Below are 14,339 nucleotides of genomic sequence, written 5' to 3'. Positions count from 1 at the left end.
CCGCCGCTCGTCAGCAAAAGCGCAAGCACTTTCCTGTTACCGCTCGACTTGCATGTGTTAGGCCTGCCGCCAGCGTTCAATCTGAGCCATGATCAAACTCTTCAATTCAAAGCTTGATGCTCAAAGATTCCTACGTTAGTTCGTAATGAATTAACTGTTGTTCACTCTTCAAGACTTTAAAACGTATTTTTTGTGATACGGTCTTGTGAGTGCCCACACAGATTGTCTGATTAATTGTTAAAGAGCAGGCTGAAATAAAACGTGATATTCTCGTTCAGCCGGGCTGCGTATACTACGCTTTTCGCCCGCAGAGTCAAGCGCTTATTAGCTTTTTCTCTGCCCGACCTCACAATGTTTATCAGCGTTGTGTCGGTCAGTGGTGGCGCATTATAGGGCGTTCTTTGGCGCTGGCAAGCGTTTATTTGAAAAAAACTTTTATTTGAGGATTTTTTCAACAAAATGATGATGTAAAGAACAAAAAACCTATTTTTTGATGCCTTTAATTGCTTTAGGTAAGTCTGCAAGACTATTTATTATCAAATTAGCCGCTTGTTCAGCTTCAGTGTTAACGGGTTTACCTGTACGAACTAATACCTTAGTGCCAATTTTTGCCAGCGTCGCTGCTTGCATATCTTCGAGTTTGTCACCAATCATAAAAGAAGCAGTCATATCTATACCAAGCTCCCTCTGCGCATCCAGCAACATACCCGGCTGCGGTTTACGGCAGTCACAACTCTTCTTATATTGCTCTTCAGTTGCATCTGGGTGATGAGGGCAATAATAAATGCCATCCAAATCCACACCACGGTCTGCTAGCGACCAATCTATCCATTCCGTCAGTTGCAAAAACTGCTCTTCATCGAAAATTCCACGGGCAATACCTGACTGGTTTGTGACTAACACCAGTGCATACCCCATCTTTTTCAATTCAATCATGGCTTCAATGACACCATCGATAAATTGAAAATCATCTATTTCATGTACATAACCATGATCGATATTTATTGTTCCGTCACGATCTAAAAATACGGCAGGAATACCTTGTGTCACCCGATTGCTCCAAAAATGTAAGAAGCCCCCAGTATCGCACGATTTAGCCATGAATGAGAATGCAGCAATTAATTTATTCATAGTTGACTTAGACGTCTAGACGCCTTAACATCCAATTCAACAGGTGGTTTGCTTTCTCAAAAATGTTCAAGCTATCAATTTTCAAAATTTTTATAAAAATAAATAAGAATAAAAATGATAAAACTGTTACATATCAATAAAATATTCCAGCAGAGTGCCCATTCTATTAATGCGCTTTCAGATATCAGCCTACATGTTCCGCAAGGGCAAATTTACGGTGTTATTGGCTCATCCGGCGCAGGTAAAAGTACACTAATTCGCTGTGTAAATATGCTTGAACGTCCAACTTCCGGGCAAGTATTGGTTAATGGTCAGGATTTAACTATCTTGTCTGATAGTGATTTAACTCGTGCACGTCGTCGTATCGGCATGATTTTCCAGCACTTCAATTTACTGTCTTCAAGAACAGTGTTTGGCAACATAGCCTTACCTTTGGAATTGGATAACATTCCAAAGGCCGAAATCAAAAAACGGGTAGACGAGTTATTAGAGCTTGTTGGTCTTACAGATAAGCATGATGCCTATCCAGCAAATCTCTCTGGCGGACAGAAGCAACGTGTTGCTATTGCCCGTGCCCTAGCTAATTCACCTAAAGTACTTTTATGTGATGAAGCAACCAGCGCTCTAGATCCTGCAACAACTCGTTCTATTCTAGAATTATTGAAAGATATTAATCGCCGTTTAGGGCTAACTATTCTGTTAATTACACATGAAATGGATGTCGTCAAACGTATTTGTGACCAAGTAGCCGTTATCAGTGGCGGACAACTGATTGAACAAGACATTGTAAGTGAAGTATTCTCTCATCCCAAGACACCTATCGCTCAGGCATTTATTCAGTCAACTTTGCATCTGGATGTCCCTGAAGATTATGTACAAAAAATGCAAAGCCACCCAGCACCAAATCTTAGTCCATTATTGAAATTAGAGTTTACCGGTCAGTCTGTAGATGCCCCACTGATTTCAATGGCGGTACGTCGTTTTGATATTGATATGAATATATTAAGTTCTCAAATCGACTATGCCGGTGGCGTAAAATTTGGTGTGATGTTAGCTGAATTACACGGTGAAAATGGTGGCGTTGAGTCAACGATTAAGTTTTTACAAGATCATCATGTGAAAGTAGAGGTTCTCGGTTATGTCTGAAGGAATGATTTTATTACTGTCTAAAGGCGTCTGGGAAACTCTAGTAATGACTTTTGTTTCTGGTTTCTTTGGCTTCATTATCGGGCTGCCGATAGGTGTATTGCTATATGTCACCCGTCCCGATCAAATTATGGAAAATAGTAAACTCTATCGTTTTCTTTCAGCGGTAGTTAATATTTTCCGTTCTATCCCATTTATTATTTTACTGGTGTGGATGATTCCTTTTACCAGGCTAATTGTGGGAACATCGATCGGTTTACAGGCCGCCATTGTCCCATTAACCATAGGTGCTGCACCATTTATTGCCCGTATGGTGGAAAATGCTTTATTAGAAATTCCATCGGGACTAATTGAAGCTGCTAGAGCAATGGGAGCAACCCCATTCCAGATTATAAAGAAAATTCTGTTACCTGAAGCATTACCTGGTTTGCTCAATGCAGCCACAATTACCCTCATAACTTTAGTCGGTTATTCTGCAATGGGAGGTGCTGTAGGTGCGGGCGGATTAGGCCAGATTGGTTACCAATACGGATATATCGGCTATAATGCAACAGTAATGAATACCGTATTAGTGTTACTGGTTATTTTAGTTTATTTAATTCAATTAAGTGGTGACCATTTAGTCAAGGCCACAACACGTAAATAACAAGATTATTTTAATAGCAGTACCTGTGTCGGTGCTAATAAGTCAGTATTCTATAGGGGTAAAGTATGTCTGTTAAATTAAAAACCATCGCAACTATCAGCGCTCTTTTAGGCTCATTAATTTTGCCTGGCTGCGGGCAAGAAAAACAAGATCCAAACCATATTAAAGTAGGCGTTATCGTTGGTGCAGAACAGGAAGTGGCTGAAATTGCAAAAAAAGTCGCTAAAGATAAATATGGTCTTGATGTAGAACTGGTAACCTTTAATGATTTTGTATTGCCAAACGAAGCACTGAGCAAAGGCGATATTGATCTGAATGCATACCAGCACAAACCCTATATGGATCAGCAAATCAAAGATCGTGGTTATAAGATGGTCACAGTTGGCAACTCTTTTGTTTATCCAATTGCGGGTTATTCCAAAAAAATTAAATCTCTAGATGAATTGCAGGATGGTTCCCAAATTGCGTTACCAAACGATCCAACGAACTTAGGCCGCTCTTTATTACTGTTGCAGAAACAAGGTTTAATTAAATTGAAAGATGGCATAGGCTTATTACCAACGGTTCTAGACGTTGTTGAAAATCCTAAGAATTTAAAACTAGTCGAATTGGAAGCACCACAATTGCCACGTTCACTGGATGATCAAAAAATTGCTCTCGCAATCATTAATACAACCTATGCAAGCCAGATTGGTCTGACTCCAGCAAAAGATGGTTTATTTGTTGAAGATAAAGATTCTCCATATGTAAACCTACTGGTTAGTAGAGAAGATAATAAAGATGCTGAAAATGTTAAGAAATTCGTTAAGGCATATCAATCAGACGAAGTTGATGAAGCTGCCAATAAGATCTTTAATGGTGGTGCAGTGAAAGGTTGGTAATCTTTCATATTACGTTCATCGATATTAGAATAATCAGGCGGACAGGTTGTCCGCCTGATTTATTATGGCATCATGTTTTCGGTATTTTTTGTTAACCTGATCGACTCGCTTAACTCTAACAGTAAAAATTCGAGGATCTATCATGCGTAGGCTACTTGCCTCTTTACTAGCACTGTCCATAACTGGATGTTCAGTACAACAAACAACATTTCCTGACTCTTCCCAGTTATCAGATATGAGGCACACAAAACTATCAACCGGAGAAAAAAAACATTTCTCTTCATCCGTAAAGTTATATACCAAGAGTGAAGAATTATTAGGTGTCTTATTTAAAGATTTAGGGATTGTTTCTGGTCAATCGTGTCGTAGTTCCTTACAGGATCCACCAGCAAATATCACCGAGGCTCGCAACCAGATGATAACCAAAGCAGCTTATTTGAATGCTAACGCTGTTTTATTGCATCAATGCGAAATATTATCAGGCCAAGGATGCTACCAGATAGCAATATGTGAAGGTTCAGCCCTGCTTATCACCCAATGATCGATTTCCATTTCACGCAGATAGGGGTTATCCGCTCCCCTTATAAAGAAAAATTTGCCGTCCCCCGCCAACCAGGTCTTATTGAAGATGGTGGAGGGAAACTGGTACTTCTTCCTCCCTATAATCAACCGGATGCAGTTCGTGGTCTGGAACAATTTAGTCATCTGTGGGTTATTTTCATCTTCCATCAAACAATAGAAGGCGGCTGGAAGCCAATGGTGCGTCCTCCTCGTTTAGGTGGCAATGCAAAAATGGGCGTATTCGCAACCCGTTCGACTTTTCGGCCTAATCCAATTGGCATGTCTCTGATTGAACTTAAAGGGATCGAATACAGGAAAGGTCGAGTTACTCTGGAACTGGGTAGCCTGGATTTAATTGATGGTACGCCTGTTATCGATATTAAGCCTTATCTACCTTTCGCTGAATGTCAGCCTCATGCAGTGGCGGGTTTTGCACAGCAAGCCCCTTCTACCGATATGGAAGTGGTATTTTCGCCTACCGCTGAGCAACAGCTAATCTCAATTCAAAATATTTATCCGAATTTACGCCGTTTTATCAGTCAAATTTTAGCCCAGGATCCTCGTCCTGCTTACCGGAGAAGAGAACAGGAAAATCGGGAGTATGCTGCTCATTTACTGGATTTTAATGTGCGCTGGAAAATATGTGGCACATTGACCGAAGTGGTCTCTATAGATCCCCATTAAAAATCAGCATATACCCTTTTGGCATCTTAAACTCACTGGTAGACTAAAGGCTTATTTTCGTTTTTTTATTGGCTGGCAAATTTCTGCCAGTCAGAAGCAATTTGCTGCTCTAATGGAACCTAACAATGCGTACTAGCCAATATCTGCTCTCTACATTAAAAGAGACTCCTGCCGATGCGGAGGTTGTCAGCCATAAGCTGATGCTTCGTGCGGGCATGATCCGTAAACTCGCTTCAGGTCTGTACAATTGGATGCCTACAGGTATCCGTGTACTCAAAAAAGTCGAAAAAATTGTTCGAGAAGAGATGAACAATACCGGAGCGATTGAAATATCTATGCCTGTCGTACAACCGGCAGATCTATGGCAAGAAAGTGGCCGCTGGGAACAATATGGTCCAGAGTTACTGCGTTTTGTTGACCGAGGTGATCGTCCTTTTGTACTAGGTCCAACTCATGAAGAGGTCATCACTGATCTGATCCGCAATGAAGTCAGCTCATATAAGCAGTTACCCCTGACTCTATTCCAGATCCAGACTAAATTTCGCGATGAAGTTCGCCCTCGTTTTGGCGTGATGCGCTCCCGTGAATTCCTAATGAAAGATGCTTACTCTTTCCATGCTACCCAAGCATCATTACAAGAAACTTATGACAACATGTATGAAGCCTACAGCAAAATTTTTACCCGTATAGGTTTGGATTTTCGTGCTGTTCTGGCTGATACCGGTTCCATCGGTGGTAGTGCTTCTCATGAATTTCAGGTTCTGGCCGCCAGTGGAGAAGATGATATCGTCTTTTCCACTGAATCCAATTACGCAGCCAATATTGAATTAGCCGAAGCTGTTGCCCCCGCTCATGATCGCGCAGTACCAACAGAAGAGATGCATCTGGTAGATACTCCAAACGCAAAAACAATTGCTGAACTGGTTGAGCAATTCAATCTGCCAATTGAGAAAACAGTTAAAACCCTGATGGTTCACGCAGCAGAAGGAACAAGTCATAAATTGATCGCCTTACTGGTTCGCGGCGACCATGAACTTAATGAAATCAAAGCAGAGAAATTATCTTTAGTTGCCAGCCCACTGGCTTTTGCCACCGAAGAAGAGATTCGCTCAATTGTTGGTGCAGGCCCAGGTTCATTGGGACCTGTCAATCTGCCAATACCCGTTATTATTGATCGCAGTGTAGCAGTGATGAGTGATTTTAGCGCAGGTGCCAATATCGATGACAAACACTATTTCGGTATCAACTGGGAACGCGATCTACCGGTACCAGAAGTTGCTGATATCCGTAATGTTGTTGAAGGTGATGCCAGCCCGGATGGTAAAGGTACATTGCTCATCAAACGTGGTATTGAAGTGGGCCATATCTTCCAGCTTGGCACCAAATATTCTGATGCCATGAAAGCGACTGTTCAAGGCGAAGACGGCCACAATCAGATAGTCACTATGGGCTGTTATGGTATTGGCGTCACTCGTATTGTCGCCGCAGCGATTGAACAAAATCACGATGACCGCGGTATCATCTGGCCTGATGCAATTGCACCATTCCAAGTTGCTATTTTGCCAATGAATATGCACAAGTCATACCGTGTTAAAGAAGTTGCAGAGAAACTGTATGCCGATCTACGCGCTAGCGGTATTGATGTTATTTTTGATGATCGCAAGGAACGCCCAGGCGTGATGTTTGCCGATATGGAGCTTATCGGTGTACCACACACTGTCGTTATTGGTGACCGTAATCTTGATAATGGCGAAGTAGAATATAAACATCGCCGCGGTGATGAAAAACAGATGCTGAAACTAGACGATGTTGTTGATTACCTGAAGCAACAACTTGGTTGTTAATTTGGATTTTTCAATCACTTATTGAATAGTATGGTGATAATGGTCATGTCGCAACAGAGGATTTTACGCTTCTTAGCCCATTATCACCATTCATACTGAAGCTAGAATTATTTCTTCATATTACAAGATTTCGATTTATCGAAATGGATTTTACCCGTCTGAATCAGGGCAGGATCAAATTGCCCATCTTCCATTGAAGGTCGGACGCTGTAATAGCCTTCAACTTCAACATAAACCGGCGTTCCACCTTCCACACCGACTTGGTGATAGCCTTGCTCCAAATCCAGACTTTCCGTTACAGCATACCGCTTACCTGTACTACAATCTGTAAACAAAGCAGCATCAGCCATATAACTGTATTCACCCGCCAGTTTCTTCGGTTTTACCCGTTGCAGTTCATAATTGAATGATGATTCAATTTTATTGCCTTCAATATCCAGCATTACCAAGTTTTCACCTTTCAACAGATAATAAGTTTTCTGGTCGTCCGATTTTGTCAGACGAATTTTCTCTCCATCTTTCGCCCATAGACCGGATTCAAAGAACGACTGGTCACCATCACGAGTGTCAATATAAGTTTGTTCCAGAATATAAGTACCGTCATTATCCAATAACAATGTGGTATCAATACCAGAACAATCCGCGCAAGGAAGAGCACCATGAAAAGTCTGATCTACTGGCTGTGAATTCATTTGCTGTGCTGAGTTACCTTTACATCCCATCAAAGCAGATACGCCCACAGCAACTAACGCTGTCAAAAGTTTTTTATTCACATTTATCTCCACACAGTATAATGAGCTCTATAATTCTCATCTTATAAGTAACACAAGGAACATAGCGATTACTCAAGCTTAATAGAGTAAATACTGTCCTTCTTAAGGATGTTACTCAATAATAGCAAAATAACGTGGGCCAATTTTAATACTTCTGTCAGGAACTTGCTGTGAAATAAGACTTTTATTTACTTACTGTTCAGAATGAATAACCAAAGTTATTCATTAATCACGATTGATTTCCTGTGCTATAGTCATTAATAGTGCTTTTGAGTTACAATTTTTAACAACCACGGGCGGCAATAACCGCCACTAACCATAGTGGTGAGCGAATATGTCTATAAATACTGAATATCAACCAATTAACTGTGACGACTACGACAATCTTGAGTCAACTTGCCAACATCAGCTCCACCTCCACATAAAGTTGCGGTGTGGGGAAGTTATTGAAGGAAAAGCCTGTGATTTGGTTTTAAGAAAAAAAGTTGAATACTTGATAATTGAAACAGAAGGTAAATCCCGTGAATTGCGGTTAGATCATATTGCTAGTTTTAGTCACCCTAAAATTGGTACTATTATTATTGAATACTCTGAATCTTGATAGAAAACAGCCGCCTTTGGCGGCTTAACTTTTTATTTTAACAGCGTTTTATGCCAGTTCATTGTTAACATCTTCCTTCCTTCTGCCGCTTCACTTTCCTTGGTGACAAAAACACCTAACGCCGCTATCAATTGTTCGTTGTAATAAAGCAATGGAATTCGCTCTCTAAGCCACGGAGCAACCCCAAGCTCTTGCCACAATTTTTTACTATGCCGGGAGTGTTGACGCCCCACAATACTTATCATTCCCTGGACACCAAAGCGAATAGTCACTCGTTCATTATCAGCCGGGGCCCTTACTTGAATACCGCAATCAGAAATATTCAATTCTCCTAAGCGATCAGGTAATACCAAAGTATTGCAAATATCCCACTCAAGAATAGTCTCTCTCAAAGATTTCCACTGAGGAACCAACCAGAGTTTTTGCTTATAACGGCGTACATCATATTTACCAAATTGTAGCCGAGGCTCAGCATCAGTACGAGCCAGAGCCACCTCATACCAAAGCCGGTTAAGCTGCTCTCGTGAAGGCATTTTCATCTCATGGTAACCAAACCAACGGCGTAACAAAGCATTTCGTTTGGCTTCTGAACATACAGCCAAAGACGAAATACCCAAAGCACCATCTTGGGTTATCAGCTCTTTCAAAGACTCATTCAGTAATTCATCTAGAAGCTGCTCTTGTTCACCACATAAACTTGCACTACGAGCAGCAACTTGAGGGAAATGCGGCCAACGTTGATTTAGTAACGGCATAATATGTAAGCGCAGAAAATTTCTGTCATAACGATCATCTTGATTACTGTCGTCTTCAATCCAATTCAGACGATGTTTACTGGCATACATTTCCAATTCATTTCGGCTGTAGTCAAGTAATGGACGTAACAATAATGTATCAGCAAATACAGCGATTGAAGGCATAGAAGCAAGACCTGCCGGACCACTACCTCGCTTTAATGCCAGTAAAAAAGTTTCCGCCTGATCATCAAGATGTTGAGCTGTTACCAAAACTTCGTCTTTTTGTAATTCGCGCTTGAATACCTGATATCGAGCATCACGAGCAGCAGCCTCAATCCCCTTTTGACGAGCATCTATCGTTACTCTTGCAGAATGAAACTCCACTTGCCAGTCATCACAGATCAGCTGACAATGTTCAACCCACTGATCTGCTTTTAGGTTTAAACCGTGATGAATATGTATTGCCCTTAGTTGAATTTTCTGATTATGTTGATTACGCCAATTAACCAACAAATGAAGCAAAACAGAGGAATCTAACCCACCACTGAATCCAACCAGGATTTTCTTATATTCACCAAGCTGTTTAGCCAAAGTGACAAATAGTCTCTCATTAATGTTTGTCATTACAGATTCAAGCGTTCTCTAATGTGCAATAATATGAATTTGTTATCGCCTATTTTATTCAGTTTAAAATCACTACCCGTTAATAACGTTTTCCGTCACTTTCATTAAAAATACAAAATAAATAAAGAAAGCAGAAACAGTAGGGATGGAAGTAGCTGAAATTTATCAGTTACAATCATTTCCATCCCTCCATTCAAACAATGAGTTCAGATATCAACAATAACCATATTGCATCAAACGCTGATATCGGCGGTTGATTAACTCTTCAGATGTCAAATGATCAAGCTCTGCCAAGTCAATCAACAACTGAGCTTTCAACGACGTGGATATTGCTTCATAGTCACGATGAGCGCCACCTAATGGCTCTGAAATCACAGAATCGATCAATTCTAGTTCTTTCAAACGAGGTGCAGTGATCCCCATTGCTTCTGCCGCCAAAGGTGCTTTTTCCGCGCTTTTCCACAAAATTGAGGCACAACCTTCTGGGGAAATAACAGAATAAGTACTATATTGCAACATATTCACTTTATCACCAACACCAATCGCCAGTGCACCACCAGAGCCACCTTCACCAATCACAGTACAAATAACAGGCACCGACAAGCGGGACATTTCACGCAAGTTGCGAGCTATCGCCTCAGATTGACCACGCTCTTCTGCACCAACCCCTGGATATGCACCAGGAGTATCAATGAAAGTAATAATTGGCAGTTTAAAACGCTCGGCCATTTCCATCAGGCGCAAAGCCTTACGATAACCTTCTGGCGCTGGCATACCGAAATTACGGCGAATTTTTTCTTTGGTTTCACGGCCTTTTTGGTGACCAATCACCATCACTGGACGTCCATCAATACGAGCCAGACCACCTACAATTGCTTTGTCATCAGCATAAGCACGATCACCAGCAAGCTCTTCAAAATCAGTAAAAATATGCTGAACATAATCCAACGTATAAGGACGACGTGGGTGACGAGCAAGCTGAGCAATTTGCCAAGCACCTAAATCTGAAAAAATTTTGCGAGTCAATTCCAGACTTTTTTCCCGCAAACGTTGTATTTCTTCATCCAGATTTATATCTAATTTTTCACCTTGACGGCTAACTGCGGTTAGCGAATCAATTTTCGCTTCCAGCTCGGCAATCGGCTGTTCAAATTCAAGAAAATTCAGACTCATAACATTCCTAATTTTAGTCAAATTCTAATTCTACCTGCTCATTACCCAGCAGAGTTCGCAAATCTGTCAGAAGGTTATCCGTTGGCGTTACCCTCCACGTCGCGCCAAATCTTAAACGGGCGCGGGCGTCTTCCCTCTGGTAATAAAGATGAACCGGTATCGTTCCCGAACGATGTGGTTCCAATGCACTACGAAGACGGCTCAACAATTGATCATCAATTTGCCTGTCTGACAGCGAGATAGCAAGCCCACGCGCATATTTTTCACGCGCTTCACTAATATCCATTAATTCACGGGCTGTCATTTTAAGACCACCATTGAAATCATCAAAGCTGACCTGACCTGTAACGATTAATATCCGGTCTTGTTCTAGCAAATGCCGATATTTCTCCAAGGCATCGGAAAATAACATAACTTCTAGACGTCCTGAACGATCATCTAAAGTACAAATACCAATCCGGTTACCTCGTTTGGTTATAATCACTTTGGATGCTAACACCAAACCTATCACAGTCGTTACTTGACCGCGCGGGGTTGGATTCACATCTTTTAACCTCAATCCACTAGTATAGCGCTCAATTTCTTTTAAATAACGGGTGATAGGATGCCCAGTTAAATAGAGACCTAGCGTTTCCCGTTCACCATCAAGAACGATCTGTTCTGGCCATTGAGAAATATTGGCATAAGAGCGTTCCACTTCTTCTGGCGCTTCAGCTAATACACCAAACATATCAGTCTGACCAGTAGCTTCTGCTTTAGCGTGTTGATCTGCCGCTTTTAGCGCATCTTCCAACGAAGACATCAGTGCTGCACGGTGCGGCCCTAAACGGTCAAATGCTCCTGACATGATCAGTTTTTCCATCACTCGGCGATTTAACTTCTTGGTGTCAACGCGGGCACATAAATCAAACAGTTCTCTAAAATAACCATCTTTCTGACGAGCTTCGATGATCGCTTCAATCGGCCCTTCACCTACCCCTTTAATTGCGCCGATTCCATATACGATCTCCCCATCATCATTAACGTGGAAATGATACAAACCACTATTAATATCAGGTGGTAAGATTTTCAGCCCCATGCGCCAGCATTCATCAATCAACCCAACGACTTTTTCTGTATTATCCATATCAGCAGTCATCACCGCAGCCATGAATTCAGCCGGGTAATGCGCTTTCAACCATAAAGTCTGGTAAGAAACCAAGGCATACGCAGCAGAGTGAGATTTGTTAAATCCATAACCAGCAAACTTCTCTACTAGGTCAAAGATTTTCATTGCCAGTTCGCCATTAATACCCAGTTTCTTTGCACCTTCTTCAAAGACAGAACGCTGCTTAGCCATCTCCTCCGGCTTTTTCTTACCCATCGCCCGTCGGAGCATATCTGCACCACCGAGAGTATATCCCGCCAGCACCTGAGCAATCTGCATCACTTGTTCTTGATAAAGGATGATGCCGTAAGTTGGCTCCAACACAGGCTGTAAAGATTCGTGCTGCCACTGTATATCTGGGTATGAGAGCTCTTCCCGGCCATGTTTGCGATCAATGAAGTTATCCACCATGCCTGATTGCAAGGGACCTGGACGGAATAAAGCGACAAGTGCGATCATATCTTCGAAGCAGTCGGGACGCAGGCGTTTAATCAGATCCTTCATACCACGGGATTCAAGCTGAAATACCGCTGTTGTTTCAGCGCGTTGCAACATATCAAAGCTTTTAGCATCATTCAGCGGAATCGCTGCAATATCAATCGGCTCTAGACCTTTCTTCGCTCTACGCGCGTTGATCATCTCCAATGCCCAGTTGATAATGGTCAGTGTCCTCAGTCCGAGGAAGTCAAATTTCACCAACCCTGCATATTCCACATCGTTTTTATCAAACTGAGTAACCGGGTTTAAACCTTCCGGATCACAATAGAGAGGCGAAAAATCGGTGATCTTAGTTGGGGCAATAACCACCCCCCCCGCGTGTTTCCCGGCATTACGAGTGACACCTTCCAATTTACGCGCCATATCTATCAGTGCCTTAACTTCCTCATCCGCTTCATAGATTTCAGGAAGTTGTGGCTCCGCGGCAAATGCTTTCTCCAACGTCATACCGGGATCAAGCGGTATCAATTTGGAAATCCTATCAACAAATCCGTATGGATGCCCTAGCACACGGCCAACATCCCGAATTACCGCTTTCGCTGCCATTGTACCGAATGTAATGATCTGAGATACGGCATTACGACCATACATATCAGCCACATGATCAATCACTAGATCGCGTTTTTCCATACAAAAATCGACGTCAAAATCGGGCATGGAAACACGTTCAGGGTTAAGGAATCGTTCAAATAGCAGATCAAATTCCAAAGGATCGAGATCGGTTATTTTTAGGGCATAAGCCACCAGAGAACCTGCTCCCGAACCACGTCCTGGACCAACAGGAACACCGTTGTCTTTCGACCACTGAATAAATTCCATCACGATCAGGAAGTAGCCCGGGAATCCCATCTGGTTGATAACCCGAAGTTCAATATCAAGTCTCTCATCATATTCAGGACGTTTTTCTGCGCGTACTTTAGGATCCGGATAGAGAAATGCTAAACGCTCTTCCAACCCTTGTTTAGATTTATCTATCAGATAATCTTCAGTACTCATTTCTCCCGTAGGGAATTGCGGCAGGAAATATTCACCAAGGCGAATAGTGACATTACAGCGCTTAGCAATTTCTACACTGTTTTCCAGCGCTTCAGGAATATCAGCGAATAGCTCACACATTTCCTGTTCACTACGCAGATATTGCTGAGGACTGTAATTTTTCGGACGTTTAGGGTCAGCCAAGGTATAGCCATCATGAATCGCTACGCGAATCTCATGAGCATCGAAATCTTCGCTATCAATGAAACAAACCTCATTAGTTGCAACAACAGGCAGGCTTTTTTCCGTTGCCAATGCAACCGCCGCATGAAGATAACTTTCTTCATCTGCACGACCAGTACGAATCAGCTCCAAATAATAACAGTCGGGAAAATGCTCCTGATAAAACTCAAGGCATTGGTCCACCATAGCCTGATTACCACGTAGCAGGAATTTACCCACATCCCCCATACGACCACCGGAGAGCAGAATTAGCCCTTCTTTATGGTTTATCAGCCATTCCTGTTTAATTGTCGGACCAATCGCACCATATCCCTTCTGATAAGCCTCTGATATCAGCAATGTCAGGTTATGGTAACCCGTATTATTGCGCGCAAGAATGGTCAGGCTAGCGTGCTCATCACCAAGCAGTTCACTTTCTACATAAAAATCAGCACCAATAATCGGTTTTATTCCTGCTCCATGAGCACTGCCGTAAAATCTCACCAGTCCACACAAATTAGTAAAATCAGTGATCGCAAAAGCCGGCATACCTAATTGCGCAACCTTTTTCACTAAAGGGCTGGTTTTGGCTAAGCCATCAATCATTGAATAGTCGCTGTGAACACGTAAGTGCACAAAACGGGGTTCGGCCATATATTTATCCAGATGATATTAATTTGAAGAATAGCTATATTC

Annotated in this window: 12 protein-coding genes and 1 rRNA gene; 7 read left to right on the top strand and 6 right to left on the bottom strand. The window is 42.1% G+C overall.

The features are described 5' to 3' along the window. Together AAC155_RS21130 and gmhB are read right to left on the bottom strand one after the other, a co-directional pair. Positions 1-108: ribosomal RNA gene (locus AAC155_RS21130) — 16S ribosomal RNA — on the bottom strand; the annotation flags it as partial. A gap of 375 nt (positions 109-483) precedes the next feature. Further along, positions 484-1,050: a D-glycero-beta-D-manno-heptose 1,7-bisphosphate 7-phosphatase gene (gene gmhB, locus AAC155_RS21125; RefSeq protein ID WP_113044028.1), complete on the bottom strand. Its 567-nt coding sequence runs from the start codon at positions 1,048-1,050 to the stop codon at positions 484-486. A 195-nt stretch (positions 1,051-1,245) separates the two neighbouring features. On the opposite strand from gmhB, the gene metN reads away from it, so the two are divergent. From metN to proS, 6 genes are all read left to right on the top strand, one after another. Further along, positions 1,246-2,277: a methionine ABC transporter ATP-binding protein MetN gene (metN, locus tag AAC155_RS21120; protein ID WP_113044027.1), complete on the top strand. Its 1,032-nt coding sequence runs from the start codon at positions 1,246-1,248 to the stop codon at positions 2,275-2,277. Further along, positions 2,270-2,923 carry a methionine ABC transporter permease MetI gene (locus tag AAC155_RS21115; protein ID WP_113044026.1) on the top strand — a complete coding sequence of 218 codons (654 nt, stop codon included), beginning with the start codon at positions 2,270-2,272 and terminating at the stop codon, positions 2,921-2,923. Before metN ends, AAC155_RS21115 begins: the two co-directional genes overlap by 8 nt. A gap of 65 nt (positions 2,924-2,988) precedes the next feature. Further along, entirely contained in the window at positions 2,989-3,804 is an 816-nt protein-coding gene (locus tag AAC155_RS21110) for a MetQ/NlpA family lipoprotein (protein WP_113044025.1), read from the top strand. A 142-nt stretch (positions 3,805-3,946) separates the two neighbouring features. Further along, complete coding sequence (gene rcsF / locus AAC155_RS21105; protein WP_113044024.1) at positions 3,947-4,345, top strand: Rcs stress response system protein RcsF; 399 nt, start codon at positions 3,947-3,949, stop codon at positions 4,343-4,345. Next, positions 4,342-5,049 carry a tRNA (N6-threonylcarbamoyladenosine(37)-N6)-methyltransferase TrmO gene (gene tsaA / locus AAC155_RS21100; protein WP_113044023.1) on the top strand — a complete coding sequence of 236 codons (708 nt, stop codon included), beginning with the start codon at positions 4,342-4,344 and terminating at the stop codon, positions 5,047-5,049. Before rcsF ends, tsaA begins: the two co-directional genes overlap by 4 nt. Positions 5,050-5,174: 125 nt before the next feature. Next, a complete protein-coding gene (gene proS / locus AAC155_RS21095) occupies positions 5,175-6,893 on the top strand; it encodes a proline--tRNA ligase (RefSeq protein WP_113044022.1) in 1,719 nt (572 codons plus the stop codon). Positions 6,894-7,000: 107 nt separating this feature from the next. Here proS and nlpE read toward each other — a convergent pair whose 3' ends face one another. Beyond that, positions 7,001-7,666 carry an envelope stress response activation lipoprotein NlpE gene (gene nlpE, locus AAC155_RS21090; protein ID WP_113044021.1) on the bottom strand — a complete coding sequence of 222 codons (666 nt, stop codon included), beginning with the start codon at positions 7,664-7,666 and terminating at the stop codon, positions 7,001-7,003. A gap of 334 nt (positions 7,667-8,000) precedes the next feature. On the opposite strand from nlpE, the gene rof reads away from it, so the two are divergent. After that, positions 8,001-8,267: a Rho-binding antiterminator gene (gene rof / locus AAC155_RS21085; RefSeq protein WP_113044020.1), complete on the top strand. Its 267-nt coding sequence runs from the start codon at positions 8,001-8,003 to the stop codon at positions 8,265-8,267. Positions 8,268-8,299: 32 nt separating this feature from the next. On the opposite strand, the gene tilS is transcribed toward rof, so the two are convergent. The 3 genes from tilS to dnaE all read right to left on the bottom strand — a co-directional run bounded on the left by tilS (position 8,300) and on the right by dnaE (position 14,297). Beyond that, positions 8,300-9,628 carry a tRNA lysidine(34) synthetase TilS gene (gene tilS, locus AAC155_RS21080; protein WP_113044019.1) on the bottom strand — a complete coding sequence of 443 codons (1,329 nt, stop codon included), beginning with the start codon at positions 9,626-9,628 and terminating at the stop codon, positions 8,300-8,302. Between the two features lie 213 nt (positions 9,629-9,841). Further along, positions 9,842-10,801, bottom strand: a complete 960-nt coding sequence (accA, locus tag AAC155_RS21075) for an acetyl-CoA carboxylase carboxyl transferase subunit alpha (protein ID WP_113044018.1) — start codon at positions 10,799-10,801, stop codon at positions 9,842-9,844. A gap of 13 nt (positions 10,802-10,814) precedes the next feature. Further along, positions 10,815-14,297 (bottom strand): DNA polymerase III subunit alpha, encoded by a 3,483-nt coding sequence (gene dnaE / locus AAC155_RS21070; protein ID WP_113044017.1) that lies wholly within the window; start codon positions 14,295-14,297, stop codon positions 10,815-10,817. Between the last annotated feature and the right edge of the window lie 42 nt (positions 14,298-14,339).

The sequence above is a fragment of the Photorhabdus sp. HUG-39 genome (assembly GCF_963878365.1).
In the GTDB taxonomy this organism is placed as follows: domain Bacteria; phylum Pseudomonadota; class Gammaproteobacteria; order Enterobacterales; family Enterobacteriaceae; genus Photorhabdus; species Photorhabdus kayaii.
This window is presented reverse-complemented; position numbering and strand designations above follow the sequence as displayed.

Bases quoted from the DNA above. Each gene is read 5' to 3' on its own strand.
- metN (WP_113044027.1), top strand. From the start codon at position 1,246: ATGATAAAACTGTTACATATCAATAAAATATTCCAGCAGAGTGCCCAT.
- AAC155_RS21115 (WP_113044026.1), top strand. From the start codon at position 2,270: ATGTCTGAAGGAATGATTTTATTACTGTCTAAAGGCGTCTGGGAAACT.
- AAC155_RS21110 (WP_113044025.1), top strand. From the start codon at position 2,989: ATGTCTGTTAAATTAAAAACCATCGCAACTATCAGCGCTCTTTTAGGC.
- rcsF (WP_113044024.1), top strand. From the start codon at position 3,947: ATGCGTAGGCTACTTGCCTCTTTACTAGCACTGTCCATAACTGGATGT.
- tsaA (WP_113044023.1), top strand. From the start codon at position 4,342: ATGATCGATTTCCATTTCACGCAGATAGGGGTTATCCGCTCCCCTTAT.
- proS (WP_113044022.1), top strand. From the start codon at position 5,175: ATGCGTACTAGCCAATATCTGCTCTCTACATTAAAAGAGACTCCTGCC.
- rof (WP_113044020.1), top strand. From the start codon at position 8,001: ATGTCTATAAATACTGAATATCAACCAATTAACTGTGACGACTACGAC.
- tilS (WP_113044019.1), bottom strand. From the start codon at position 9,628: ATGACAAACATTAATGAGAGACTATTTGTCACTTTGGCTAAACAGCTT.
- accA (WP_113044018.1), bottom strand. From the start codon at position 10,801: ATGAGTCTGAATTTTCTTGAATTTGAACAGCCGATTGCCGAGCTGGAA.
- dnaE (WP_113044017.1), bottom strand. From the start codon at position 14,297: ATGGCCGAACCCCGTTTTGTGCACTTACGTGTTCACAGCGACTATTCA.